29 protein-coding genes are annotated in these 25,328 nt (G+C 54.9%); all 29 read right to left on the minus strand.

The genetic code is table 11. The features are described 5' to 3' along the window. Positions 1-12: 12 nt before the first annotated feature. Positions 13-1,284, minus strand: coding sequence for a flagellar protein export ATPase FliI (fliI, locus tag B9L21_RS10325; RefSeq protein WP_063166296.1), 1,272 nt, complete (start codon positions 1,282-1,284; stop codon positions 13-15). Between the two features lie 19 nt (positions 1,285-1,303). Continuing rightward, positions 1,304-2,083 carry a flagellar assembly protein FliH gene (gene fliH, locus B9L21_RS10330; protein ID WP_063166297.1) on the minus strand — a complete coding sequence of 260 codons (780 nt, stop codon included), beginning with the start codon at positions 2,081-2,083 and terminating at the stop codon, positions 1,304-1,306. Next, positions 2,067-3,086 carry a flagellar motor switch protein FliG gene (gene fliG, locus B9L21_RS10335; protein ID WP_063166298.1) on the minus strand — a complete coding sequence of 340 codons (1,020 nt, stop codon included), beginning with the start codon at positions 3,084-3,086 and terminating at the stop codon, positions 2,067-2,069. The genes fliH and fliG overlap by 17 nt, the downstream gene beginning before the upstream one ends. 12 nt (positions 3,087-3,098) lie before the next feature. Further along, positions 3,099-4,685 carry a flagellar basal-body MS-ring/collar protein FliF gene (gene fliF / locus B9L21_RS10340; RefSeq protein ID WP_063166299.1) on the minus strand — a complete coding sequence of 529 codons (1,587 nt, stop codon included), beginning with the start codon at positions 4,683-4,685 and terminating at the stop codon, positions 3,099-3,101. A gap of 90 nt (positions 4,686-4,775) precedes the next feature. Continuing rightward, positions 4,776-5,072, minus strand: a complete 297-nt coding sequence (gene fliE / locus B9L21_RS10345; RefSeq protein WP_063166300.1) for a flagellar hook-basal body complex protein FliE — start codon at positions 5,070-5,072, stop codon at positions 4,776-4,778. A 19-nt stretch (positions 5,073-5,091) separates the two neighbouring features. Continuing rightward, positions 5,092-5,544, minus strand: a complete 453-nt coding sequence (flgC, locus tag B9L21_RS10350) for a flagellar basal body rod protein FlgC (RefSeq protein WP_063166301.1) — start codon at positions 5,542-5,544, stop codon at positions 5,092-5,094. A gap of 3 nt (positions 5,545-5,547) precedes the next feature. Continuing rightward, positions 5,548-5,937, minus strand: coding sequence for a flagellar basal body rod protein FlgB (flgB, locus tag B9L21_RS10355; protein ID WP_063166302.1), 390 nt, complete (start codon positions 5,935-5,937; stop codon positions 5,548-5,550). 206 nt (positions 5,938-6,143) lie between these two features. After that, a complete protein-coding gene (codY, locus tag B9L21_RS10360) occupies positions 6,144-6,923 on the minus strand; it encodes a GTP-sensing pleiotropic transcriptional regulator CodY (RefSeq protein ID WP_063166303.1) in 780 nt (259 codons plus the stop codon). 16 nt (positions 6,924-6,939) lie between these two features. Then, a complete protein-coding gene (hslU, locus tag B9L21_RS10365) occupies positions 6,940-8,334 on the minus strand; it encodes an HslU--HslV peptidase ATPase subunit (RefSeq protein WP_063167379.1) in 1,395 nt (464 codons plus the stop codon). Positions 8,335-8,353: 19 nt separating this feature from the next. Further along, entirely contained in the window at positions 8,354-8,896 is a 543-nt protein-coding gene (gene hslV, locus B9L21_RS10370) for an ATP-dependent protease subunit HslV (protein WP_063166304.1), read from the minus strand. A gap of 23 nt (positions 8,897-8,919) precedes the next feature. Then, on the minus strand, positions 8,920-9,822 hold the full coding sequence (gene xerC, locus B9L21_RS10375; RefSeq protein WP_063166305.1) for a tyrosine recombinase XerC: 903 nt from the start codon (positions 9,820-9,822) through the stop codon (positions 8,920-8,922). A gap of 94 nt (positions 9,823-9,916) precedes the next feature. Further along, complete coding sequence (gene topA, locus B9L21_RS10380) at positions 9,917-11,992, minus strand: type I DNA topoisomerase (RefSeq protein ID WP_063166306.1); 2,076 nt, start codon at positions 11,990-11,992, stop codon at positions 9,917-9,919. A 75-nt stretch (positions 11,993-12,067) separates the two neighbouring features. Continuing rightward, positions 12,068-12,952: a DNA-processing protein DprA gene (gene dprA / locus B9L21_RS10385; RefSeq protein WP_063166307.1), complete on the minus strand. Its 885-nt coding sequence runs from the start codon at positions 12,950-12,952 to the stop codon at positions 12,068-12,070. A gap of 64 nt (positions 12,953-13,016) precedes the next feature. Next, complete coding sequence (sucD, locus tag B9L21_RS10390) at positions 13,017-13,919, minus strand: succinate--CoA ligase subunit alpha (protein WP_063166308.1); 903 nt, start codon at positions 13,917-13,919, stop codon at positions 13,017-13,019. 17 nt (positions 13,920-13,936) lie between these two features. Beyond that, complete coding sequence (sucC, locus tag B9L21_RS10395; protein WP_063166309.1) at positions 13,937-15,097, minus strand: ADP-forming succinate--CoA ligase subunit beta; 1,161 nt, start codon at positions 15,095-15,097, stop codon at positions 13,937-13,939. Positions 15,098-15,212: 115 nt separating this feature from the next. Beyond that, entirely contained in the window at positions 15,213-15,500 is a 288-nt protein-coding gene (locus tag B9L21_RS10400; RefSeq protein WP_063166310.1) for an EscU/YscU/HrcU family type III secretion system export apparatus switch protein, read from the minus strand. Then, the gene (locus tag B9L21_RS10405; RefSeq protein WP_063166311.1) at positions 15,497-17,050 is read right to left on the minus strand and encodes a hypothetical protein; all 1,554 of its coding nucleotides are present in this window, start codon (positions 17,048-17,050) and stop codon (positions 15,497-15,499) included. The genes B9L21_RS10400 and B9L21_RS10405 overlap by 4 nt, the downstream gene beginning before the upstream one ends. Positions 17,051-17,112: 62 nt before the next feature. Continuing rightward, the gene (locus B9L21_RS10410; RefSeq protein WP_063166312.1) at positions 17,113-17,910 is read right to left on the minus strand and encodes a ribonuclease HII; all 798 of its coding nucleotides are present in this window, start codon (positions 17,908-17,910) and stop codon (positions 17,113-17,115) included. 94 nt (positions 17,911-18,004) lie between these two features. Further along, entirely contained in the window at positions 18,005-18,871 is an 867-nt protein-coding gene (ylqF, locus tag B9L21_RS10415) for a ribosome biogenesis GTPase YlqF (protein WP_063166313.1), read from the minus strand. 12 nt (positions 18,872-18,883) lie between these two features. Then, positions 18,884-19,438 (minus strand): signal peptidase I, encoded by a 555-nt coding sequence (gene lepB, locus B9L21_RS10420; protein ID WP_063166314.1) that lies wholly within the window; start codon positions 19,436-19,438, stop codon positions 18,884-18,886. Between the two features lie 119 nt (positions 19,439-19,557). After that, a complete protein-coding gene (gene rplS / locus B9L21_RS10425) occupies positions 19,558-19,914 on the minus strand; it encodes a 50S ribosomal protein L19 (RefSeq protein WP_063166315.1) in 357 nt (118 codons plus the stop codon). Between the two features lie 134 nt (positions 19,915-20,048). Continuing rightward, positions 20,049-20,783, minus strand: coding sequence for a tRNA (guanosine(37)-N1)-methyltransferase TrmD (trmD, locus tag B9L21_RS10430; protein WP_168157897.1), 735 nt, complete (start codon positions 20,781-20,783; stop codon positions 20,049-20,051). After that, positions 20,783-21,301 carry a ribosome maturation factor RimM gene (gene rimM / locus B9L21_RS10435; RefSeq protein ID WP_063166317.1) on the minus strand — a complete coding sequence of 173 codons (519 nt, stop codon included), beginning with the start codon at positions 21,299-21,301 and terminating at the stop codon, positions 20,783-20,785. The genes trmD and rimM overlap by 1 nt, the downstream gene beginning before the upstream one ends. 15 nt (positions 21,302-21,316) lie before the next feature. Beyond that, positions 21,317-21,703 (minus strand): YlqD family protein, encoded by a 387-nt coding sequence (locus tag B9L21_RS10440; RefSeq protein WP_063166318.1) that lies wholly within the window; start codon positions 21,701-21,703, stop codon positions 21,317-21,319. A 46-nt stretch (positions 21,704-21,749) separates the two neighbouring features. Then, on the minus strand, positions 21,750-21,986 hold the full coding sequence (locus tag B9L21_RS10445; protein WP_063166319.1) for a KH domain-containing protein: 237 nt from the start codon (positions 21,984-21,986) through the stop codon (positions 21,750-21,752). Positions 21,987-21,997: 11 nt separating this feature from the next. Beyond that, complete coding sequence (gene rpsP, locus B9L21_RS10450) at positions 21,998-22,270, minus strand: 30S ribosomal protein S16 (protein ID WP_008878614.1); 273 nt, start codon at positions 22,268-22,270, stop codon at positions 21,998-22,000. A 94-nt stretch (positions 22,271-22,364) separates the two neighbouring features. Continuing rightward, positions 22,365-23,705: a signal recognition particle protein gene (gene ffh / locus B9L21_RS10455; RefSeq protein WP_063166320.1), complete on the minus strand. Its 1,341-nt coding sequence runs from the start codon at positions 23,703-23,705 to the stop codon at positions 22,365-22,367. Positions 23,706-23,717: 12 nt separating this feature from the next. Continuing rightward, positions 23,718-24,050 carry a putative DNA-binding protein gene (locus tag B9L21_RS10460; protein WP_063166321.1) on the minus strand — a complete coding sequence of 111 codons (333 nt, stop codon included), beginning with the start codon at positions 24,048-24,050 and terminating at the stop codon, positions 23,718-23,720. Positions 24,051-24,320: 270 nt separating this feature from the next. Beyond that, positions 24,321-25,310 carry a signal recognition particle-docking protein FtsY gene (gene ftsY, locus B9L21_RS10465; protein WP_063166322.1) on the minus strand — a complete coding sequence of 330 codons (990 nt, stop codon included), beginning with the start codon at positions 25,308-25,310 and terminating at the stop codon, positions 24,321-24,323. Positions 25,311-25,328: the final 18 nt, after the last annotated feature.

Genomic DNA, 25,328 nt, shown 5'->3' on the forward strand with positions numbered 1-25,328 from the left:
TTTCGCCTCAACTCATCCCTCTGACGCCATTAGGCGAAAGAGGGCATCCATGCTTTCAGCACGCGTCGTTGTTTCGTCGATCTCCTGACGGCAAAACGCCATAATTTGCGGATAAAATTGAATCGCCTCATCAATTTCTCGAGAAGATCCGCGTTTGTACGCCCCTATTTGAATTAAGTCCTCCGAATCGATATAAGTAGAGAGAAGGCGGCGAAGCCGATTGGCCGCTTCGCGATGCTCTGCGCTAATGATATGGGGCATGACGCGGCTCACGCTTTTGAGCACGTTAATGGCTGGGTATTGCCCTTTATTGGCCAGTTGACGATCAAGCACAAAATGGCCGTCTAAAATACCGCGCACCGCATCGGCAATCGGCTCATTCATATCGTCGCCGTCGACAAGCACCGTATAAAAAGCGGTGATCGTGCCTGAGGCGTTTGCCCCCGCCCGCTCAAGCAGCTTTGGCAGCAAGGCGAACACCGACGGTGTATATCCTTTCGTTGTCGGGGGTTCGCCGACAGCGAGACCGATCTCCCGCTGCGCCATCGCAACGCGGGTGACCGAGTCCATCATCAACATGACATCCGCTCCTTGGTCGCGGAAATATTCAGCGATCGCCGTCGCGGTGTACGCTCCTTTGACACGCATGAGCGCCGGCTGGTCCGAGGTGGCGACGACGACAACCGAACGGGCCAAGCCCTCCGGGCCGAGGTCGCGCTCCAAAAATTCACGCACTTCGCGGCCGCGCTCGCCGATTAAGGCAATGACGTTCACATCGGCCGACGTGCGGCGGGCGACCATTCCCATGAGCGTGCTCTTGCCGACGCCGGAGCCGGCAAAAATACCGACACGCTGACCTTTGCCGACCGCGAGCAAGCTGTCGATGACGCGCACGCCGACTTCAAGCGGTTCGGCAATCGGCGGCCGGGTGAGCGGGTTCGGCGGATCGCGTTCGACCGATACCGGCTTCAGCCCAGGCGGCAGCGCACTTCCGTCAAGCGGTCGACCGAGCGGGTCAAGGACCGCGCCAATGAGCGCATCGCCGACGTATACTTCAAGCGGCTTGCCGGTCGCCTCAACGAGGCAGCCGGGAGCGATATGCGCCATAGAAGAAAAAGGCATAAGCAAGACGTGCTGCTCATGAAAGCCGACGACTTCCGCAGGAATTTTTCGGCCGCCGCCCGCTTCGTGAATGTAACAAAGGTCGCCGATCGAGCTTTCCGGCCCTTTCGATTCGGTCATTAATCCGATGACACGCGATACTTTGCCGAACCGTTTATACAAATCAGCGGCGACGATTTCATCAAGAAGCGCCTGCCAGTTCAGCGGACATTCCCTCCTTCAGCCGCCTGTAGAGCGCCTCGCGCAGCCGTTCAAGCTGCGTATCTACGCTGGCATCGACGCGTCCGAACGGCGTTTCTACAAGGCAGCCGTATTCCGGCAGTGTATCGTCCGGGTAAATAAATAAATCGACATGGTGCGGAAAAACGGATCGCAGTATCTCTTGCTGGCTGGCTACCGTTTCATAGCAATGCGGGTGCACATAAACGGCGACCTCCGTCTGCCGGCGCACTTCGTGCAGCACTTGGCGCACGAGCGGCAAAAACGCGCCTCGGTCGTTCTCGAGCGTAACACCGATGATGCGTTCAGCCGCTTTTACTGCCACTTCAAGTATCGTTTCTGCCGCCGATTCGAGCCGGGCATAAAACTCGTCATTGGCCCGTTCTGCTAAGCGGCGGGCTTGTTCGACCCATTCGCGATGCTCGCTCAGCGCTTCGTCGCGCCCAGCGGCATAGCCGTCTTCATACCCTTGAGCGCGCGCCTCCCGCATGAGCCGCTCTTTCTCGTGCCGCCATTGCTCCTGTTCGCGGGCCAGCTGTTCGTGCACTGTCGCATAATATTGTTCGGCTTGGCGGCGAAGCTCGGCCGCCTCCTCTTTGGCCGCAGCGATCGCTTCCAGTTCCCGTTGCCGATCATCCGCAGATGGCGGGACATTCGGAACATAACGCTGCACGGCGATCGTCTTTTTGCCGGTGCGGGCCGTCACTGCCGGCGCTTTAATGACGTTAGACAATAATATCATCTCCTCCCCCGCGGGCGATGACGATTTCCCCTGTCTCCTCGAGTCGGCGGATCACCGCGACGATGCGCGACTGCGCTTCTTCCACATCGCGCAGTCGGACCGGACCCATATATTCCATCTCTTCTTTAAACGTCTCGGCCATTCTTGTTGACATGTTGCGGAAGACGATGTCTTTCACTTCATCGCTCGCCACTTTCAGCGCCAGCATGAGGTCGTTGTTGTCCACTTCGCGGATGACCCGCTGAATGGCGCGGTTATCAAGCGTTACGATGTCTTCAAAGACGAACATCCGCTTTTTGATTTCTTCGGCCAGTTCCGGGTCTTGAATTTCCAAAGCGTCTAGTATCGTCCGCTCCGTGCTCCGATCAACTTGGTTTAACACTTCAACGACCGACTCAATGCCGCCGGCTTGCGTATAATCTTGCACAACGGTCGCCGACAGCCGCCGCTCGAGAATTTGCTCGACCTCGCTAATAATTTCCGGCGACGTGCTGTCCATCAGCGCAATGCGCCGAGCGACGTCAGCCTGCATCTCCTGCGGCAGCGCCGATAAAATTTGCCCCGCCTGCGCCGGCTCCAAATACGAGAGAATAAGCGCGATCGTTTGCGGATGTTCGTTTTGAATAAAGTTTAGCAGCTGCATCGGATCGGCTTTGCGGGCGAAATCAAACGGCCGCACCATGAGCGCCGATGTCAAGCGGTTAATAATGTTCATCGCCTTGTCTGGGCCAAGCGCCTTTTCAAGCACTTCTTTCGCGTAGGCGATGCCGCCTTGGGCGATGTAGTCCTGCGCCAAAGCAAGCTGGCGAAACTCCTCGAGCACCTCTTCTTTTTGTTCGGACGTCACTTGGCGGACGTTGGAAATTTCGAGCGTCAGCTTTTCGATCTCTTCTTCCGACAAATGTTTATAGACGGAGGCCGACACGTCTGGGCCGAGGGAAATGAGCAGGATGGCCGCTTTTTGCCTGCCCGACAGCCCGCCTTTCCGTTCGCGCTTTGCCATACGCCGTTCCTCCTACTCCTCTGATAGCCACGTTTTTAATAGTTTGGCAAACTCATCCGGCTTTTCTTTCGCCAGTCGTTCAAGCTGCCGGCGGCGCAGTTTCTCCTCCGTCTCCGGCGGTTCCGGCAGCTCCGGCTCTGCCGAAAGCGGCGGGGCGAATACGAGTTCGTCTTCCTCTTCCTCGTCTTCGCGGCGGCGACGCAGCCAGAAGAACAACAGCAGGGCGATCAGCAACAGCGCCCCCGCTCCCGCCGCATACCACCACCATGCCGGACGAACCGGCGCCGATTCGGTGAATGATGGCTTGCCGTTAAACTTTTGCACTGAGACGACGATGCGGCTGTTGATCTCTTCGTCAGTCAATGGTTGTGCTTCGCTTTTATCAATCGATGTTCGGACGATCGTTCCTAATATTTTCTGAATATCATTGACCGCCTCCGGCGGCAGTGAATTCGGGTCGTCCGGATCGGGCGGCTCGACCATCACTTGAATGCCTAAGTCGCGAATTTTATATGGACTTTCCACGATTTGTTTTTTAATTTTGTTCACTTCATTGTTGACTGTTTCCTCGGTCCGCTCATAATCGCCGTTCGTCGCACCGTTTGCCCCCTGATAGCCCGGCGTTTCGTTCGTGCCCGTTCCGGCGATGCCGCCCGGCGGCGCCCCGCTTCCCGAATACGTTTCTTTAATGCGCTGGACGCTGACGGCAATTCCTTCATTGTTCTCCTCGTCAACAGGAGCGACTAAGTTTTCTTCCCGCTTTTCTTGCGTAAAGTCGACGTCAGCCGTTACAGAAACGACGACTTTGTCCTGTCCCATCATCGCGCCAAGCATTTGCTGCACTTGACGTTGGATGTCGCGTTCGATTTGTTTTTTAATTTGCTGTTGCGAAGCGAATGTCGTCCCTGTCGAATTTTCGTCGTCATTTTTTAAATCAAAATACTCAAAAAACTGGTTCATAATGACGATATTATCGGTAGAGAGGTTCGGAACACTTTTGGCGACGAGGTGATACAGCGCCCGAATTTGCTCGTCGCTGAACTGATAGCCCGGCTTCGTCTTCAGCACAATCGAAGCCGAGGCGTCTCCTTTTTCATCGGAAACAAATACGCTCGGCTGCGGAAGGTTGATCATCACTTTCGCATCCTCGACGCCGTCGATCGTTTTCATTAAGTTGGCGAGCTCGGTTTGCATCGCCTTCAGCTTCACCATATTAAACTCGTTGTCGGTCATGCCGAAGCTCGCGTTTTGGCCAAAAAACGAATAATCGATGACCCCGCTGTTCGGGATGCCTTCAGCGGCCAGCTCCACTTTCAACGCATCGACTTGCTCTTTCGGCACTTTGATCGTCGTGCCGCCATCGGCCACTTCCGCCGGAACGCCGCGCCCATCGAGCGTCGCTTTAATTTGCCCGGCTTCTTGCGGTGTTAGATTGCTATATAGCGGCGCCATTTCCGTCCTCATGGCAAAAAACATTCCAATGCCGATGGCGAAAAGCGCGACCGCCGTCCCGCCTATGGCGAGCTGTTTCTGTTTTTTCGTCCGTTCTTGCCAAAACGCACGAGCGCGGCCCCACCACTCTTTCCATTTGCTGTCCATACGATTCCTCCGATCATCCAGCCATACAGCCGTTTGCCGCCATCGCCCGTCAATGGCGGCAGCCCCTATATGTATTTCAGCTTATGGCCGCTACAACGGCATGCGCATCATTTCTTGATACGCCTCGATCGCCTTGTTGCGGATCTCAAGTGTCAGCTGCAGGGTAATGCTCGCCTTTTGTGCGGCGATCATCACATCATGCAATTGGACGTTCTCTCCGCGGACGAGTTTTTCCGTCAGCGCGTCCGCTTGAATTTGTGCGTCGTTTACATTGTTGAGCGCCTCTTTCAAAAAAGCGGCAAACTGTTTTTGCACCGCGGCCGGCTTTACCGGGCTCGGGGCGGCGGCGGCCGGCGTCAGTCCGACGCGGCTTGCTCCGTCGATCATGGCATATCCTCCTTACGCGCTATTTCCCAATCTCAAGCGCCTTCATCAACATCCCTTTTGAGGCGTTCAGCGCAGTAACGTTCGCCTCGTAGGAGCGTGTGGCGCCAATCAAGTCGACCATTTCTTTGAGCGGGTCAACATTCGGCAGGCGGACGTAGCCGTCAGCGCCCGCATCCGGGTGGTCCGGATCATATACGAGTTTAAACGGCGCCGGATCGTCAGTGATTTCGCGCACCCGCACCCCGTTGCCGACCGCGCCGGTGCGGCCGAGGGCAGCCTGCAAATAACTCGAAAACTGTTCACCGCGCGGTTCGATAACGACGACTTTGCGGCGGTACGGCTCCCATTCCCCGTTGACAAAACGGGCCCGCGTCGTATCCACGTTGGCGATGTTGGACGAGATCACATCCATGCGCAGCCGCTCGGCTGTCAAGGCCGAGGCCGAGATGTGCAGGCTTTGAAACATGGGCATTGTCTATTTCCCTCCTTTAATGACCGTTTTTAACGTATTGAATTTGCCGTTTATCCGCTCAATGAGCGCATTGTAATAAATTTGGTTTTCTGCTAATTTTGACATTTCTTGATCAATATCGACACTGTTGCCATTATGATTGTAACTGATATTTGCGTTCGTCGTCACGATAATTTTCCCATTTTGCTCGTTTCGAAACGGAAAATGACTCGGATCCGTCCGTTTCGCCTCGAGCTGGAGCGCCCGGTCGAGCTCGGCTTGAAAGCGCACGTCTTTCGCCTTATAGCCCGGTGTATCGGCGTTGGCGATGTTGTCGGCAATCGCCTGCTGGCGGAGCGAGGCATAACGGAGTCCTTGTTCAAGCCAGTGGATCGTCGATGAAAACAGCGACAATGGAATCCCCTCTTTTAGCCTATTTTTCGACAATTTCTGCTAGCTTTCATTTTACGGGAAGGAAAACCTAATGTATAGCCGGAACTTGGTACTATTTTTCACCCCGTCGATGCGACGATAGAAGGAGTGAGCATGAACAAGCGCCGACCAAAACAGAAAAAGCCCGCCAGGCGAAGATGCCTAGCAGGCGCCAACGGCTGATTGCATCAGCTCGATTTCAGTTTTTCAAGCTCAGTCAAAAACTTGTCGTTCAACACTTTAATGTACGTTCCTTTCATGCCGAGCGAACGCGATTCAATCACTCCGGCGCTCTCAAGCTTGCGCAGGGCGTTGACAATCACCGAGCGGGTGATGCCGACGCGGTCGGCGATTTTGCTGGCGACAAGCAGCCCTTCCGTCCCGTCAAGCTCTTCAAAAATATGTTCAATCGCCTCAAGTTCGCTGTAGGAAAGCGAGCTGATCGCCATTTGCACGACCGCCTTGCTGCGTGCTTCCTCTTCGATTTCCTCTGTTTTTTCGCGCAAAATCTCCATGCCGACAACCGTCGCCCCGTATTCGGCCAAAATAAGGTCGTCGTTATCAAACTCCCGGTCAAGGCGCGACAAAATGAGCGTGCCGAGCCGTTCGCCCCCGCCGTTGATCGGGACGATCGTCGTCAAGCCGGTTTTAAATAAGTCACGATTTTCCACTGGAAACGCCGTATATTCGCTATTAATATCGATGTTAGGGGACGTTTCCGTGATGTTGAACAAGTTTCTCGTATATTCTTCTGGAAACTGCCGCTCTTCAAGCATCCGTTTCATCCGCTCGTTTTCAATCGATTGTTTAATGGCAAATCCAAGCAGTTTGCCGCGGCGGCTGACAACGAACACGTTTGCTTCGATGACATCGCAAAGCGTTTCCGCCATTTCTTTGAAATTGACCGGCCGCCCGGCTGCTTTTTGCAGCATGGCGTTAATTTTTCGCGTTTTCTCTAGCAAATTCATTGGTTCCATCTCCTCCTCATAAAATAAACTCGCTTAAATCTTTGTTTTTGACGATGCTGCCGAGTTTTTGTTCGACGTATTGCGGCGTGATGACGATCCGGTCAAGCCCAATATCCGGCGCCTCAAACAGCAAATCTTCGAGCAGCTTTTCCAAAATCGTATGGAGCCGGCGCGCGCCGATATTGTCGGTCGTCTGGTTCACTTCAAACGCCACTTCGGCAATCTTACGAATAGCATCGTCAGAAAATTCAAGATTTATACCTTCCGTCGCCAAAAGCGCCTGATATTGTTTAATGAGCGCGTTATTCGGCTCGACTAATATACTTACGAAATCGTCGACCGAAAGTTTCGCCAGTTCGACGCGAATCGGGAAGCGACCTTGCAGCTCAGGGATCAAATCCGACGGCTTCGCCATATGGAACGCGCCGGCGGCAATAAATAAAATATGGTCGGTTTTGACCGGCCCGTATTTTGTCATGATGGTCGATCCTTCGACGATCGGCAAAATGTCGCGCTGAACCCCTTCGCGCGAGACGTCGGCCGAACCGGACACCGCTCCGCTGCGGGCGATTTTGTCAATTTCGTCGATAAAAATGATGCCGGACTGCTCGGCAAGGCGGACCGCCTCTTGCGTTACTTCATCCATGTCGATCAGTTTTTGCGCTTCTTCATTGATGAGCACCTTGCGCGCCTCGCTCACCTTCAGACGCCGCTTTTTGCGCCGCTTCGGCATGAGGCTGCTTAACGCATCTTGCATGTTAACACCCATTTGCTCAATGCCCGCCCCTTGCAAAAAGTCAAACAGCATGGGCGGCTGCTCCTCGATTTCAATCGTCACCATCTCGTTTTCCAGTTGGCCGTTGGCGAGCTGCCAGGCGACTTGGCGCCGCTTTTGCTCCACCTGCTCATCGTCATGGCTATGGCCGTTGTCCGGTTGGCTCGCTTGACCGCCAAATAGCAGCTCGAGCGGGTTTTTGATCGTTTGCTTTTGTTTGCCGGGAACGAGCAATTCGACAAGCCGTTTATTCGCCTGCCGCTCAGCTCGGTCTTTCACCTCGCTCATTTTCCGTTCCTTCACGAGCCTGACCGACGTTTCCACTAAATCGCGCACCATCGATTCGACGTCGCGCCCAACGTAGCCGACCTCGGTAAATTTCGTCGCCTCGACTTTAATAAACGGCGCGCCGACGAGTTTGGCGAGCCGGCGGGCGATTTCTGTCTTCCCGACTCCGGTCGGGCCGATCATTAAAATGTTTTTCGGCATCACTTCATCGCGCAATTTTTCATCGAGCAAACTGCGGCGATACCGGTTGCGAAGCGCAATCGCCACCGCTTTTTTCGCCTCTTTTTGCCCGACGATAAACTGATCGAGCTTCTCGACAATTTGTCGTGGAGTCAAAGTTTCCGCCATCATCGGCCTCCTCCTTTTTTTACAGCTCTTCAACAATAATATGGCCGTTCGTATAGACGCAAATGTCAGCGGCAATCTCGAGCGCAGCTTTCGCAATCTCTTTGGCGGTCATCGAAGCGCCGGCATACTGTTTTAAGGCGCGCCCGGCAGCGAGCGCGTAATGGCCGCCCGAACCGATTGCGAGCATGCCGTCATCCGGCTCGATGACTTCACCGGTGCCGGAAATCAGCAATAAATGATGCCCGTCCATGACAATCAACATCGCCTCAAGGCGGCGCAGCACTTTGTCGCTCCGCCACTCTTTCGCCAGCTCGACGGCCGCACGAGGCAAGTTGCCGTTGAACTGTTCAAGCTTGCCTTCAAACATCTCAAACAGCGTAAACGCATCGGCGACCGAGCCGGCAAAACCGGCGAGCACTTTGCCATGAAACAGACGCCGTACTTTCTTCGCCGTATGCTTCATGACAACCGCGTTGCCAAATGTCACTTGGCCGTCGCCCGCCATCGCCGCCCTGCCGTTATGACGGATGGCGAAAATCGTCGTCGCATGAAAACGGTCCATTGTTCTCCCTCCTTGCCTGCAGGCTACGCCCGCGGATGGGCCTGCAAATAAATATGCCGCAACCGATCCTTCGTCACATGCGTATACACTTGCGTTGATGATAAATGCGCGTGGCCGAGCAGTTCTTGCACGGAGCGAAGGTCAGCTCCTTCGTTTAGCAAATGGGTCGCAAACGTATGCCGCAGCACGTGCGGGCTGATGTTTTGCGTCAGCGCCGCCGCCTCAACGATGCGGTCCAAAATGTAGCGCACTCCCCGGGGCGTGAGCGGGTTGCCGCGGGCATTGACAAACAAATAGCGGTGGTCTGCCGGCAGCCTGCTTACGAGCTCGCGCCGTCCGCCGCCGATGTACCGTTCAAGCGCCTCCCTAGCCGGGCGGCCAAACGGAACGTAGCGCTGCTTGTTTCCTTTTCCGTGAATGAGCACGGCACCCGCAGCAAAATCGAGGTCAGACAGACGAATGTGACAACATTCACTAACCCGGGCGCCAGTCGCGTAAAGCAGCTCAAGCAGCGCTGCATTGCGCTGGCCGATGGCGGTATTTCCATCATTGACGCGAAACAGCGCTTCTAACTCTTCATGATATAAAAAGTTAGGAATTTTTTGCTCTTTTTTCGGCAGCGCCGCAAGGGCAAATGGATTTTCGGCCGCCCATCCTTCGCGCAGCAAAAACTTGTAAAAGCTGCGCAGGCTGGAAATTTTACGGGCGACCGAACGGCTGGAGAGATGCTGCCTGTACAGTTTCGTCAAATATAAGCGAACGTCGCTGTAGGCCACTTCATCGAGCCCGCCGATTCCTTCTTCGTTCATGAACTGAAGAAACTGCTCAATGTCGCGCCGGTAGCACGCAATAGTATATTGTGAATAATTTTTCTCGATTTGTAAATATTCTACGAACGATTGTAACGCAAATTTCGTATTTTTCATCGCCTCACCCCGCAACGGCTACTACATCGTACCATACAATTCCACATTGGCGCAACTATTTTTTATAAAATTCTGAATTGTATCCGATACCTGGTCAAGCTTCTGGCTGTTCTTCATAGTCGCACGCCGTGCATTGCACTTGCACGCCCTTTTTCAGCTTTTTCTCGATAAGCAGTCCCCCGCACTTTGGGCACGGGCGGGCAAGCGGTTTATCCCATGAAACAAAGTCGCATTCCGGGAAGCGGTCGCAGCCGTAAAACAATCGCTTGCGCTTGCTGCTGCGCTCGACGATATTGCCTTCATGGCATTTTGGGCATTTGACGCCGATTTCTTTCACAATCGGCTTCGTATGGCGGCACTCCGGGAAGTTCGAGCAGGCGATAAACTTGCCGAAGCGGCCCATTTTGTACACCATCGGGCTGCCGCACACGTCGCAGTCGATGCCGGCCGGCTCATCTTTAATTTCCACTTCGCGCATTTCTTCTTCAGCCACTTTCAGCCGCTTCTCAAACTCGCGGTAAAATTCATCGACGACTTTGATCCACTCTACTTTTCCTTCTTCAATTTCATCAAGCTCTTTTTCCATTTTCGCCGTAAACTCGACGTCGATAATCTCCGGAAAAAATTCTAACATCAACTCGACGACAATTTCACCGAGCTCCGTCGGAACGAACCGCTTGTTCTCCAGAACGACATAATTGCGCTTCTGGATCGTGTCAAGCGTCGGCGCGTAAGTGGACGGACGGCCGATGCCGAGCTCTTCTAACGTTTTCACTAGGCGCGCTTCCGTATAGCGCGGCGGCGGCTGAGTAAAATGCTGCTTCGGCTCGATCGTTTCGCTTTCAACCGTCTCTCCTTCCTCGAGATCAGGAAGCAGCCGATCTTGTTCCTCCGTCTGATCGTCCGTTCCCTCGATGTATACTTTCATAAATCCCGGAAATTTCACCTTCGAGCCGCTGGCGCGGAACAGCACTCCGTTGCTTTCGAGTTCGACGCTCATCGTGTCGAGCACGGCCGCGGCCATTTGGCTGGCGATAAACCGTTCCCAAATGAGCTTATACAGCCGGAATTGGTCGCGCGTCAAATACGGCTTCACTTTATCTGGATCGCGAAATGCCGATGTCGGGCGAATGGCTTCGTGGGCATCTTGGGCGTTCGTGCTTTTCTTTTCCTTTCGCTTTTCTTGATTGACATAGGAAGCGCCGAACGTCGCTTCGATATATGCCGACGCCTCTTGTTGGGCTGTTTCGGCAACGCGCGTCGAGTCGGTGCGCATATACGTGATCAGCCCGACCGTCCCTTCGCCGCCGAGGTCGATCCCTTCATACAGCTGCTGGGCGACCATCATCGTCTTTTTTGTGCGGAAATTCAGCTTGCGCGCGGCTTCCTGCTGAAGCGACGACGTTGTAAACGGCGGCACCGGGCTGCGCCGGCGCTCACGTTTTGTCACCGTTTTCACCGTAAACGCCCGCCCGTTTAAACGGGCGAGCACTCCTTTTACGTCCGCTTCCGTTTTTAACTCGAGCTTTTCCCCATCAACGCCGTAAAACGAGGCGGCAAATATCTCCGTCCCTTTTTGAAACTTCGCTTGGATCATCCAATATTCTTCCGGTTGAAATTGGCGGATTTCGTTTTCCCGGTCGGTGATGAGGCGCAGCGCGACCGACTGGACGCGGCCGGCGCTCAGCCCTTTTTTCACTTTTTTCCACAGGAGAGGGCTGATGTTATAGCCGACGAGGCGATCGAGCACGCGCCGCGCCTGCTGGGCGTCGACGAGATTCATATTGATTGACCGCGGTTGCTGAAACGATTGTTGAATCGCGTCTTTTGTAATTTCATGAAAGACGACGCGGCAATCGGAGTGAATATCGAGATCGAGCATGTTGGCCAAATGCCAGGCGATCGCCTCCCCTTCTCGGTCCGGGTCGGCGGCGAGAAACACTTTTTTCGCCTTTTTGGCCGCCGTTTTCAGCTCTTTAATCACCTGGCCTTTGCCGCGGATGGTAATGTATTTCGGCGCATAGCCGTGATCTATATCAACGCCCATTTGGCTTTTTGGCAAATCGCGAACGTGGCCCATCGAAGCTTTGACCGTATATTTTTTTCCTAAGTACCGTTCAATCGTCTTCGCTTTCGTTGGCGATTCGACGATAACCAAGTAGTCTGACATCCATCTTCCACCCCTAGGAAGTAAATTGAAATCCTCATTATTATTAATGATTATTGCCGGGTTTGTCAAACATGATCATTGCACATACGGGAATTCGATGGTTATGTCCGCTGCCTCCTGCACTAGTTTTGCCCCGTGCTGAATGAGCATATTCGGTCCGGCAGCCTCCGCTACGTTGATCGGACCAGGGACGGCGAACACTTCCCGCCCTTGCTCGAGCGCGTACGACGCTGTGATGAGCGACCCGCTTTTCACTTTCGCCTGCACGACGAGCGTGCCGAGCGACAGCCCGCTAATGATGCGGTTGCGCGCCGGAAACTGCCACGTTTGCGGTTTCGTTGCCGGCGGATGTTCGGCGATGATGAGCTGCTCGTTCATGAGCCGCCGGGCGAAGGAGCGGTGCTCTTTCGGGTAAATATGGTTAAGACCGCCGGCGATGACCGCGATCGTCGTTCCGCCGTGCCGTACGGCGAGCTGATGGGCGCAAACATCAATGCCAAAGGCAAGACCGCTCACGATCGTCCAACCGGCGGCGGCAAGCGGCGGCACCAGTTTTTCGAGCGCTTCGATTCCTTCTTTTGTTGGACGTCTCGTGCCGACGATGCTAATCAGCTTAGTTTCTCGAAGCAACCGTATATTTCCTTTCGCATACAGCACCCAAGGCGGATCGTATATATGCTTGAGCAGGGGGGGATAGTCAAGATCGAACACAGTGATGATGCGAATGCCTTGATCGCTATATGTTTTTACTACACTTTGCATGTCAATGGAATGCAAATCATGGAAAAAAGCAGCCCATTGGGCGCCAGAGAGTGGAACGAGCGGACGTAGAACAGCGGGGGGCAAAGAAAACGGTGCAGACAAGGTCGGGTCAGCCTCCATCAAATAGCGGATCGTCTTCCATCCTGCTCCGCGGCAATGATGGAGATGGATGAGCCGGTCGCGGACCGTATCGTACATCGTATTCTCCTTTCTCGCAAAATGATAAACAGCACCCCGCACGTGATCGTGCGGGGCAGGAACATTAATGCGTTTTGCATTTTTCGTACAATCCGCGCTCTTTCAGGACGGAAATGAGCGTTTCGCCGATGACGGCCGGCGTTTCCGCCACTTTGATGCCGCACTCGGCCATTTTTTTGATTTTTTCCGCGGCTGTACCTTTGCCGCCGGAAATGATCGCGCCAGCATGGCCCATCCGTTTGCCCGGAGGCGCCGTTTGCCCGCCGATAAAGCCGACGACCGGTTTCGTCATGTTCGCTTTCACCCATTCGGCCGCTTCTTCTTCCGCCGTGCCGCCGATTTCGCCGATCATAATGACCGCGTATGTCTCTTCGTCCTCGTTAAACGCCTTCAGCACATCGATGAAGTTCGTGCCGTTGACCGGGTCGCCGCCAATGCCGACCGCCGTCGACTGGCCGATGCCGGCTTGCGTCAGTTGATGGACCGCCTCGTACGTCAGTGTGCCGGAGCGAGAGACGATGCCGACATGCCCTTTTTTGTGGATGTAGCCCGGCATAATGCCGATTTTGCACTCTTCCGGCGTAATGACGCCCGGGCAGTTCGGGCCGATGAGGCGTGTCTTTTTGCCTTCCATGTACCGTTTCACTTTCACCATATCAAGCACCGGAATGCCCTCGGTGATGCAGACGACGAGATCAAGCCCGGCATCGACCGCTTCCATAATGGCATCAGCTGCAAACGCCGGCGGAACGTAAATGACCGAGGCGTTCGCCCCCGTTTTTTCGACCGCTTCCGAAACGGTGTCAAACACCGGCACGCCTTCGACTTCCGTGCCGCCTTTGCTCGGCGTGACCCCGCCGACAATGTTCGTTCCGTATTCAATCATCTGTTTTGTATGAAACAGCCCTTGCGAACCGGTAATCCCTTGTACGATCACTTTCGTGTCTTTATTGACAAAAACGCTCACGTGTCTCCCTCGCTTTCTTAACGTACTAGCTCGACGATTTTTTGCGCGCCGTCCGCCATCGATTCCGCCGCCGTAATGTTCAAGCCCGACTCTTGCAAAATCTTTTTCCCGAGCTCGACGTTCGTTCCTTCGAGGCGAACGACAAGCGGAAGCGTCAAGCCGACTTGCTTCGTCGCTGCGACGATGCCGCTCGCAATAACGTCGCATTTCATAATGCCGCCGAAAATATTGACGAAAATGCCTTTCACGTTCGGGTCAGACAAAATGATTTTGAACGCTTCCGTCACTTTTTCCTCGCTGGCGCCGCCGCCGACATCGAGGAAGTTGGCCGGCTCGCCGCCGTAATATTTAATGATGTCCATCGTCGCCATCGCCAAGCCGGCGCCGTTGACCATGCAGCCGATGTTGCCGTCAAGAGCGATGTAGTTCAAGTCGTATTTCGACGCTTCGACTTCTTTCGGGTCTTCTTCATCCAAGTCGCGGTATTCAAGGATGTCCGGATGGCGGTATAAGGCGTTTGAATCGAAATTCAGCTTCGCATCAAGCGCCATCACTTTGCCGTCGCCGGTGACGACAAGCGGGTTGATTTCGGCGATCGAGCAGTCTTTATCGACAAACACTTGGTACAAGCCCATCATAAATTTGACCGCTTGGTTGACGAGATGCTTCGGAATGTTGATGTTGAAAGCCAATCGGCGCGCTTGGAACGCTTGGAGCCCGACGGCTGGATCGATGTATTCTTTAAAAATTTTCTCCGGTGTTTTCGCCGCCACTTCTTCGATCTCCGTGCCGCCTTCTTCCGAACCCATTAAGACGACGCGCGAGGTGGCGCGGTCGACGACAAGGCCGATGTAATATTCTTTTTGGATGTCGCACCCTTCTTCAATCAACAGCCGTTTCACTTCTTTTCCTTCCGGGCCGGTTTGATGGGTGACGAGCACTTTGCCGAGCAATTCGCTGGCGTATGTACGGACTTCCTCGAGGCTTTTTGCCACTTTCACCCCGCCCGCTTTGCCGCGCCCGCCGGCATGAATTTGCGCTTTGACGACGCACACCGGCGCGCCGAGCGCTTTCGCCGCTTCGACCGCTTCATCCACCGTGAACGCGACGCGGCCGTTCGGCACGCTCACACCATAGCTTCGCAAAATTTCTTTTGCTTGGTATTCATGAATGTTCATGCGCCAACCTCCTATGTATAAAATCAAAAAAGTCTTAGCGCTTTCATTTTATACCTAACATTTCGCGCTTGTCCACCGTTTCGCCGCAAAATTAAGAAATTGGGGAATAGGAAAATTATCCCTCCCCCAACGTCTCTTCTTTCACCGCCCGGTCGAGCTGATAAAGAAAGGCAAACAACTCCGCTACGAGGGCATACAGCCCTTCCGGAATCGCTTCGTTGATCTCCACTTCGCTTAACAGCTCAACAAGCGACGGGTCTTTTCGCACCGGCACGCCGTACTGCTCAGCCGCGGCGATGATCGCCTCGGCGATCTCCCCGCTTCCTTTTGCCTTGACGACCGGCGCCTCATCGACCGCCGCATCGTACGACAAAGCGACCGCTTTTTTCCGCTCTTCATTCATATGCGCCAATCCACCTCACTATATGTGCCGGAAAACGGGAAACGAGACGGGGGCGGCGGTGCGGCATCCGTTGCTTTCACATCGACGCCCGAGAGCGTATAGCCGTGCGCCTGCAATCGCTCTTTCACAAGCGGGGCGAAACGGGCGGTGAGCGCCGGCAGCCGCGGGTCGCTGTGAAATATCGAAATGTGGACAATCCGCCGCTGGATGCGCACATCGACAACGATCTCCTGCAGCGCCTCGAGCGTTAAGCAACAAACCATGCGGCTATAATCGTCATCAAGCCGTCCGTTAGGTGTCCGCTTCCCTTGCCAGCAGACGGCAAAATCGCTCAAACGCGCGCCAAGCGGCAGTGGAAACGCAAGCCATACATGTTCGAGCAGCCCATCGCCGCCAGCGGTAATGGCCATTCCGTCCATCTGGGTGAGGAGCGCTTCGGCTGCCTGTTTCGCCTCCCTGTCCCCCGGCGCGCGGAGAAAGTGAAGAAGCAGCCTTTTCAACGATGGGGACCCTTCCGGCAAAGCCCCCGCTTTCACGGCACGAGCGAGCGCCGCCTCGTCTTCAAGGCCGAGGCGTCCGGCGATCCGGCGCAGCCAGTGAAACAACGACAACGCCGGGTCGCTCGCAGCTCTGGCGGCTGCCCACAACGCCGCTTCCGCTTCAGTGAGCGCCCCGCTTGTGCAGGCGGCATCCACAGCGGCAACCCGTGCCAAAAACGTTTCCTCATCAGCTAAGCCAAGCTGTCTGTACACCTCGGCAAACTGCCGCTGCCGCACCGCCTCTTGAAGCGCTGAATGCCGATCCTCCGGCAGCGGGGCCAATCCGAGGCGGGCGAGAAGCGCACGCGCCGGCCCCGCTTCTTCTCCCTCGGTCGAAAGAAGCAAGTGCACAACCGTCTCATAGACGAACAACGGCGGGGAAAGAAGCCGCTCGATCGCCCGGCCGAGCTCGGGCGCCGCCGGATGGGCGGAAAGGGCGGCAATGGCCGCTTTCAGTTTCCCCAACCCCTCAGCGAGCGGCACCCCGGTTTTTGCCGCCCACAATGCCCGAAACACGGCGGCAGACGGCGGCAGGCGGCGGCGGAACAAGTATGCGAGCACCTCTTCGGCATCGGCCGGCCGCTCTGTTTCCCTCACCGCCTCGGTCAGTTCCGCAATCTCCCCCTTCGTCACGGCCGCGCCTGCTTTGAACGCCTGGCGGAGCACCGGCAAGGCGGCGTCCGGCAGCTTCCACGTCTGCTGCCATCGGCGCGCGGTGTCCTCGTCAGACAAAGCGGACGAACGCCCGGGGAAAGAGGCGGCTTTCCAATAAATCGTTCCCTCCTGTTGTTTGATTTCAAACAAGTACGTGCGCCCGAGGAGAAGCGGTGCCTCGAGGCGGGCGCGTACGAGCTGGCTGCCAACGCGGACGAACGCCACCTGTTCTCCGTTTTTCGTTTCCTCCACCTGCTCGACCCGGCCGACGACCGCCTGTCCGGGCTGAAACCGTTGGCTGAATGTTGCATCACGGACAGCGGTCACCGGAATGGTTCGTTCCATCCGCTCTACCATTCGCTTCTCATCCTTTCATTCCGGCCTAACTTAGGCGGGGCATCCCTCTTCCATCCGCACCGTCAAAACGCGCCTTGGCCGCTATGTCGAACATCGAGCGCTTCCCTTACTGGGGCGAATGAGCGGCGGTGCTCCTCTGTCACGCCATAGCGGCGAATCGCCGCAAGATGTTCCGGCGTCCCATAGCCCATATGGCGGGCAAAACCATATTGCGGATAGCGGCGATCGAGCTCATGCATCCATCGGTCGCGCGTCACTTTGGCGATGATGGACGCGGCAGCGATCGAGGCGCTATTGGCATCGCCTTTTACGAGGCGCTGCTGCGGCAGCGCACACGGCACGGCCATCGCATCGACAAGCAAATGCTCCGGCGGCGGCGAGAGCGCAGCGACCGCTTTGGCCATCGCTTGTCTTGTCGCCTCGTAAATGTTCCACTCATCAATTTCAGCCGCGCTAACAATGCTGACGCCAATCGCAACGGCGCACGCCTCGATTTGCGCAAACAGCGCCTCGCGCTTGGCTGGCGTCAACCGCTTCGAGTCGTCAAGCCCCGGCAAATAAGCATCTTTCGGCAAAATGACGGCCGCGGCGACAATCGGGCCGGCCAGCGGTCCGCGTCCGGCTTCGTCAATGCCGGCAATTCGTTCAATGCCGGCGGCATATAGTTCACGCTCATGGCGCATCAGCTCTTCCCAGCGCTGCCGCGCCGCTTTCTCCCGCTCCTTTTGCCTAATAAAGCGGGCCAGAAGCGCCTGCACGCTTTTTCGTTCATCGCGCCGCAGCATCTCCCAGCGCGGGTCGCTTTCTCCCCCGAGTTCTGGAAGCAGCGCTTCAATTTCTTTCACCGTATACTGTTTCATAATCCTCTCCCTTTTCTACTTATACTATCGGCTGCATTCCGACCGTTGTGAAGCGAAAAGTTCTTCAGCCAATGAAAAACGCCCGCCGGACGCATTACGTCCATAAAGCGGGCGTTTCAAAGCTGAGCCGTCCTAACTTTTCTGTGCGAATGTCATACAAAACGATATCGGCCACTTTATCGTAATCGATGCCGCCGCCCGCCGTCAGGCAGCCGCGCCGCCGGCCGATGGCGTCAAACAAGGCGACCATGTCATCGGGAATGCTGTCGAGGCCATATCGCTCCATAAGCCGCTCCGGATAATGGTCAGATAAAAAGCGGAGCGCATACACCGCAACGTCTTGCAAATTTAAAATTTCATCCTTAATCGCGCCGGTGACCGCCAGCCTGTAGCCGACATCCTCATCCTCAAACTTCGGCCATAAAATGCCGGGTGTATCAAGAAGCTCCATCTCTTTGCCGACTTTAATCCATTGCTGCGCTTTCGTCACCCCCGGCTTATCGCCGGTTTTGGCGATATGGCGGCCGGCAAGCCGATTGATGAGCGTCGATTTGCCGACGTTCGGAATGCCGACGATGAGCGCTCGCACCGGACGCGGGTTTTTAATTCCTTTCGCCCGCATTTTGTCGAACTTGTCTTTCACCATCTCTTTCGCTGCCGCCGCGATTTGCCGGACTCCTGTTCCGCTTTGAGCATCGATGGGCAAAGCCAGCCGCCCTTGATCGTGGAAATAGCGGATCCACTGTTCGGTCACCGCCTCATCGGCCATATCAGCCTTATTGAGCAAAATGAGGCGCGGCTTTTGTCCGAGAATCTCGTCGATCATCGGGTTGCGCGAGGACATCGGCACACGGGCGTCAAGCAGCTCAAACGCTACGTCGATCAACTTTAATTTTTCTTGCACTTCCCGCTTGGCCTTCGCCATATGGCCGGGGAACCATTGAATCACTGTCATTGGCATCACCTGCCTCGTTTATTTCACAATCCGGGCGTCAGCCAACGGCCAATACACAAGATTCGCCTTGCCAACGACTTTGGACATCGGAATGAAGCCGATATGGCGGCTGTCTTTGCTGAAACGGCGATTGTCGCCCATGACAAACAAATGCCCCGGCGGCACCGTGCTTCGCCCGGTCAGTTCCTCCAAAGTGAACGATTCCGTCAGTGGACCGCCGTCGGACAACTGCTTTTTATACTCGTCCAAATACGGCTCTTCATACGGCTTGCCATTGATATAGAGCGTATCATTTTTGTATTCAATTCGGTCGCCCGGCAGGCCGATGACTCGCTTAATATAGTCTCTCCCTTCTTCAGCTTGAAAAACAATGATATCGAAACGGTGCGGCATGCCGATTTTATACGCCAGTTTATTGACGATCATCCGCTCATGGTTATGTAATGTCGGCATCATCGAATAACCGTCGACGATGATCGGAGCGAAAATAAAGTAGCGGATGCCCCCGGCGAGCAAGACGGCAACGACGATCGCTTTCATCCATTCACGCCATTCGCTTTTTTTCTGTTCCATTGTCCACCCACCTAAATCAAAGTTTGCAGTCGTGGATCACTACCGTAATCATCATTGGCGGTAGTGAAAAAAGGAGCTTGAAAGCAAGCTCCTTTTCCGCTGTGATCCACCGTTGTCCATTATTGCGCTGCGTTCGTATTTTCCTTGATGCGCGCCGCTTTGCCGCGAAGTTCGCGCAAGTAGTACAATTTCGCGCGGCGGACTTTCCCGCGGCGGACAATTTCGAGCTTGGCGATTTTCGGCGTATGCACCGGGAATGTGCGCTCAACGCCGACGCCATAGGACACTTTGCGGACCGTGAACGTTTCGCTGATGCCCGCTCCGCGCCGTTTAATGACGACACCTTCAAACACTTGGATGCGTTCGCGGTTGCCTTCGACGACTTTCACATGAACGCGCACCGTGTCGCCCGGGCGGAAATCCGGCAAATCGGTCCGCAATTGTTCTTTCGTAATTTCTTGGATTAAATGATGCATCATTTTCCACTCCTTCCACAGATGTTCATGCCAATGATCTCTTCATTGCAGCGGAACATCGTTTTCCGTCCTTAAGCATGCCGCTTAAGTCACACAAAGAATATGATAGCATAAACACCGGCTGCAGGCAATAGCTATTCGCGCTCTCGCTCCCATTCTTTCAGCCATTGCTTTTGCCTGTCGGTAAGCGGGTAATCGGCAAGCAAATCCGGACGGCGCAAAAACGTGCGCCGGAGCGATTCCTTCTCGCGCCACTCGGCGATGAGCTGATGGTTTCCTGACAGCAACACCTCCGGCACTTTCATGCCGCGGAAATCGGCCGGTCTTGTGTATTGCGGATACTCAAGCAGCCCGGAGCTGAACGAGTCATCGACCGGCGACGCCTCATTGCCGAGCACCCCGGGGAGAAGACGGACGACGCTGTCGACAATGACCATGGCGCCGAGTTCCCCGCCGGTCAAAATATAATCGCCGATCGAAATTTCGTCGGTCGCTAAATGTTGGCGAATGCGCTCATCATAGCCTTCATAATGGCCGCAAATGAGCACCAAATGCGTTTCTTTCGCCAGCTCTTCCGCCTTTTTTTGCGTGTAGCGCTCGCCTTGCGGGCAAAGCAAAATGATGCGGGCGCCAGGCGATCCAGCCGTCACGTGTTCCACCGCGTCAAAAATCGGCTGCGGCTTGAGCACCATGCCGGCGCCGCCGCCGTACGGATAATCGTCGACCGTTTTATGCTTATTGTCGGCAAACTCGCGGAAATCAACGAGGCGGATAGTCACCGCTCCCTTTTCTTGCGCCTTCTTTAAAATCGACTCATTCAGCACGCCGGAAAACATGCCGGGAAACAGCGTTAAAATATCGATCCGCATCATTCAAGCAGCCCTTCCATCGGCCGGATGATGATCGTTTTCCGCTCCGTGTCGACGCGCAAAACGACGTCATCAATATACGGAATGAGCGCGTCGGTGCCATCTTGGCGCCGAACGACCCAAACGTCGTTCGCCCCCGGCGTTAAAATTTCCCGCACCGTGCCGATCGTCTCCCCATTTTCTGTCACGACCGTGCAGCCGATAATCTCATGGAAATAATACTCGCCTTCATCGAGTTGGCCAAGCTGGCTCTCCGGCACTTTCAGCATCGCCCCTTTAAACGGCTCGACGTCGTTAATGCTGTCATACCCTTCAAACGACAGCAAATCAAACGATTTATGGACGCGGTGGCTTTTTACGGTCACCTCGACCGGTTCGGCGTCGCGTTCACGGAAAATGTACAGCTTGTTTCCTTTTTTGTACCGCTCTTCGGGAAAATCGGTCCGCGAAATGACGCGCACCTCGCCGCGAATGCCGTGCGTGTTGACGATCTTGCCGACGTTAAACCATCGTTCCATCACCTTCATCCCTTCTTAACGAATCTCTTTGACGACGCCATCTTCAACGATGATGGCGCGCGCCTTTGTCACCTCTTCCCAGCGGTCGCCGACGTTCACCTCAATGAGCGCCTCGACTTCCCGCTCCTTCAGTTCGCTGCCTAACGGTAGCATATGTAATTGCTCAAGTTGAAACTCAAGCAGCTTTATTTTCTGTATGCGGTCATCAATTTCTTTCGCAAAATATTGTTTCACTAAAGCGGGCGAATATTTTCCGCTTTTCTCCATTTTCTTTTGTTCGAAACGAAGCTGGTCGCACTCGCGCTCGAGCTGCTGCTTGCGCGCCGCAAACGCCGCGGCGAGCGTCTGTTTGCTTCGCTCGGTGACAACTTGCCGCACCTCGACCGTTTGAATGAGCTTCATCCTCATCCCCCTTTACGGCGATATCAAAAAAGGGAGAGGAACATCCTCACCCTTTTTCTTTCACTTGCACGATGATCCGCTTTGGCGACCCGGCCGCGGCAGCATAGACGACCGTACGAATGGCATGGATCGTTCGTCCTTGCTTGCCGATCACTTTGCCGACATCCTCATCATGCACCGACAGCTCATAGACGACCGCCGTCTCTTCTTCACGGCTGTCGACCGCCACCGCTTCCGGATGATCAACAAGCGCCTTAACGATCGTTTCAATGAGCGGTTTCATGCCTGTCTCGCTTATTTGCCGTATTTTAAGTTATGGAACTTCTCTAAAATGCCTTGTTTCGACAGCAAGCTGCGCACCGTATCCGACGGTTTGGCGCCGTTTTGCAGCCATTTGAGCGCCAGCTCTTCATTGATTTTAATTTCCGCCGGCTCGGCGACCGGGTTGTACGTGCCGATCGTTTCAATGAAACGGCCGTCGCGCGGCGAGCGCGAGTCTGCCACAACGATGCGGTAGAACGGGTTTTTCTTTGCACCCATGCGTTTTAAACGAATTTTTACTGCCATAGTTTGTACGCACCTCCGTATATAGTTCACACAAGATAGTATATTAACAATTCTTTTTCCGTTTGTAAAGGTTTTTCGCTTAACAGAACATCATTTACATAAATGGGAAGCGAAATCCTTTTTTCTTCCCTTTGGGCATATTCGTCATCATTTTCATCATTTTTTTCATGTCGTCAAACTGCTTCAAAAGCCGATTTACTTCCTGCACGGTCGTGCCGCTTCCTTTGGCGATCCGCTTTTTCCGGCTGCCGTTAATGATTTCCGGATGCATTTTTTCTTCTTTCGTCATCGAGCGGATGATCGCTTCAACGCGGGCGATTTGCTTTTCGTCGACTTGGATGCTATCGAGCCCTTTGATTTTATTGGCCCCCGGCAGCATTTTTAAAATTTCGTCGAGCGGGCCGAGCTTGCGCACTTGGCCGAGCTGGTCCAAAAAATCGTCGAGCGTGAACGTTGCCGTGCGCATTTTTTGCTCAAGCTCCTTCGCCTTCTCCTCGTCAACGGCGGCCTGCGCTTTTTCAATGAGCGTCAGGACATCACCCATTCCTAAAATGCGGGACGCCATCCGCTCTGGATGGAACGGCTCTAAAGCGTCGAGCTTTTCGCCCAACCCGGCAAACTTGATCGGCGCCCCGGTGACGGCGCGGATCGACAGCGCCGCTCCGCCGCGCGTATCGCCGTCGAGCTTCGTTAAAATGACGCCGGTAATGCCGAGCTGCTCATGAAAGCTTTGTGCGACATTGACGGCATCTTGCCCGGTCATGGCGTCAACGACAAGGAAAATTTCATCCGGCTTGACCGCTTCTTTCATTTGCTTCAGCTCATCCATAAGCGCCTCGTCGACGTGAAGGCGGCCGGCCGTATCGATGAGCACGTAGTCGTAATGCTCCTCTTTCGCCCGCTCGAGCGCCTGTTTGGCGATCTCCACCGGGTTAGCGTGCTCGCCTAGCGAAAAAACGGGCACGTTCAGCTGCTTGCCGAGCGTCTCGAGCTGCTTGATCGCCGCCGGACGGTAGACGTCAGCGGCTACAAGCAGCGGCTTGCGGTTATGCCGCTTGCGCAGCAAGTTGGCGAGCTTCCCGGTCGTCGTCGTTTTCCCGGCCCCTTGCAGCCCGACCATCATGACGACCGTCGGCGGCTTCTTCGCGACGGCGATTTTGCTTTGCTCGCCGCCCATGAGCGCTGTCAGCTCTTCTTTGACGACCTTAATGACTTGCTGGCCGGGCGTTAAGCTTTTCATCACTTCCTGCCCGACGGCCCGCTCGCTCACCCGTTTAATAAAGTCTTTCACGACTTTAAAGTTGACGTCGGCCTCTAGCAAGGCAAGGCGCACTTCGCGCATCATCTCTTTTACGTCGGCCTCGGTCACTTTCCCTTTGCCGCGGATTCGATTCATGACATGTTGCAAGCGTTCGGACAACCCTTCAAACGCCATAGCGGTCCCCCCTTAATCGAGCTCATCAAGCTCGTTGACTAGCGCCGCCAATTCAGCATCAGCGCTATAATGTTGGCGAACGTAGTCTTTTAGTCGCCCAATGAGCCGCTGTCGCCGTTCATATTTTTGCAGCAGTCCGAGCTTTTCCTCATATTGCTCCAGCATCGCTTCCGTGCGCCGGATGTTATCGTACACCGCCTGGCGGCTCACCTCATATTGTTCAGCAATTTCCCCGAGGGAGTAGTCGTCCAAGTAGTACAGCGCCATGTAATTGCGCTGTTTCGGCGTCAGCAGCGCGTGATAAAAATCATACAAATAGTTCATGCGCATCGTTTTTTCGAGCACCGAACGCTCCCTCCCTCGTTGTTAAGTGAAAATCCTTTACAAGAGTGAGTGTACTTTGTTTCTCGCCAATTGTCAAGATAACGGCCATTCGTTTTGTTTCACTTCCTTGTCGCAACAAAAGCAGGGCTGGCGGCGATGGCCGCCAGCCCCGACGAGAAGCGGATGCCGTTTCAGTGCGGGCCGCCCCGCTGCCGAAAAACGAGATGATCCGGCAATCAGCATCTTGCTTTGAACTGGCTGCTTGCACGATGGCTTGCGGACAAGGCGGCGTTATTGTTCATCAAACAACCCGGCAAACAGCCCGTAAACGTATTTTTCCGGATCAAACGGCTGCAAGTCGTCCATTTTTTCGCCGAGGCCGACAAATTTCACCGGGATGGCAAGCTCGTTGCGAATGGCAAGCACGATGCCGCCTTTCGCCGTGCCGTCGAGCTTCGTCAACACAATGCCAGTGACATCGGTCGCTTCCTTAAACAGCTTCGCCTGGCTCATGGCGTTTTGTCCGGTCGTCGCATCGAGCACAAGCAGCACTTCATGCGGCGCGCCCGGAATTTCGCGGCTGATGACGCGCTTCACTTTTTCAAGTTCTTTCATTAAATTCACTTTGTTTTGCAGCCGCCCAGCTGTATCGCATAACAATACATCGACGCCGCGCGCCCTTGCCGCTTGAATCGCGTCGTACATGACCGCCGCCGGGTCAGAGCCGGCCGCTTGCTTAATGACGTCGACACCGACGCGCTCGCCCCACACCTCGAGCTGCTCGATCGCCCCGGCGCGGAACGTGTCACCGGCGGCCAACAGCACCGATTTTCCTTCCGATTTCAGCTTATGGGCAAGTTTTCCGATCGTCGTCGTTTTGCCGACGCCGTTGACGCCGACGAACAAAATGACGGTCAACCCGCCTTCTTGCATATTTAAGGCGGCCAGTTCCTCATCGCCGGCGCCGGCGCGATAAATGTCGATGAGCTTCTCGGCGATGACGTCGCGCATTTGCGCTGAGTCTTGAATGTTGCGGCGCTTCACTTCCATTTTCAGCTCGTCGACCAACTCCATGACGGTCGCGACGCCGACATCGGCGGCGATTAAAATTTCCTCGAGCTCTTCAAAAAACTCTTCATCCACTTTCCGGTAGCGGGCGATCAGATCATTCACCTTTCCGGCAAGCGAATCGCGCGTTTTTGACAGCCCTTCTTTAAACTTTTCGGTGACGGCATCGGCTTGTTTCGTCCATTTTTCTTTCAACTTTTGAAAAAAGCCCATGAAGGGTCCTCCTTTCCA

It is taken from the genome of Geobacillus uzenensis (assembly GCF_002217665.1).
GTDB lineage: Bacteria > Bacillota > Bacilli > Bacillales > Anoxybacillaceae > Geobacillus > Geobacillus subterraneus.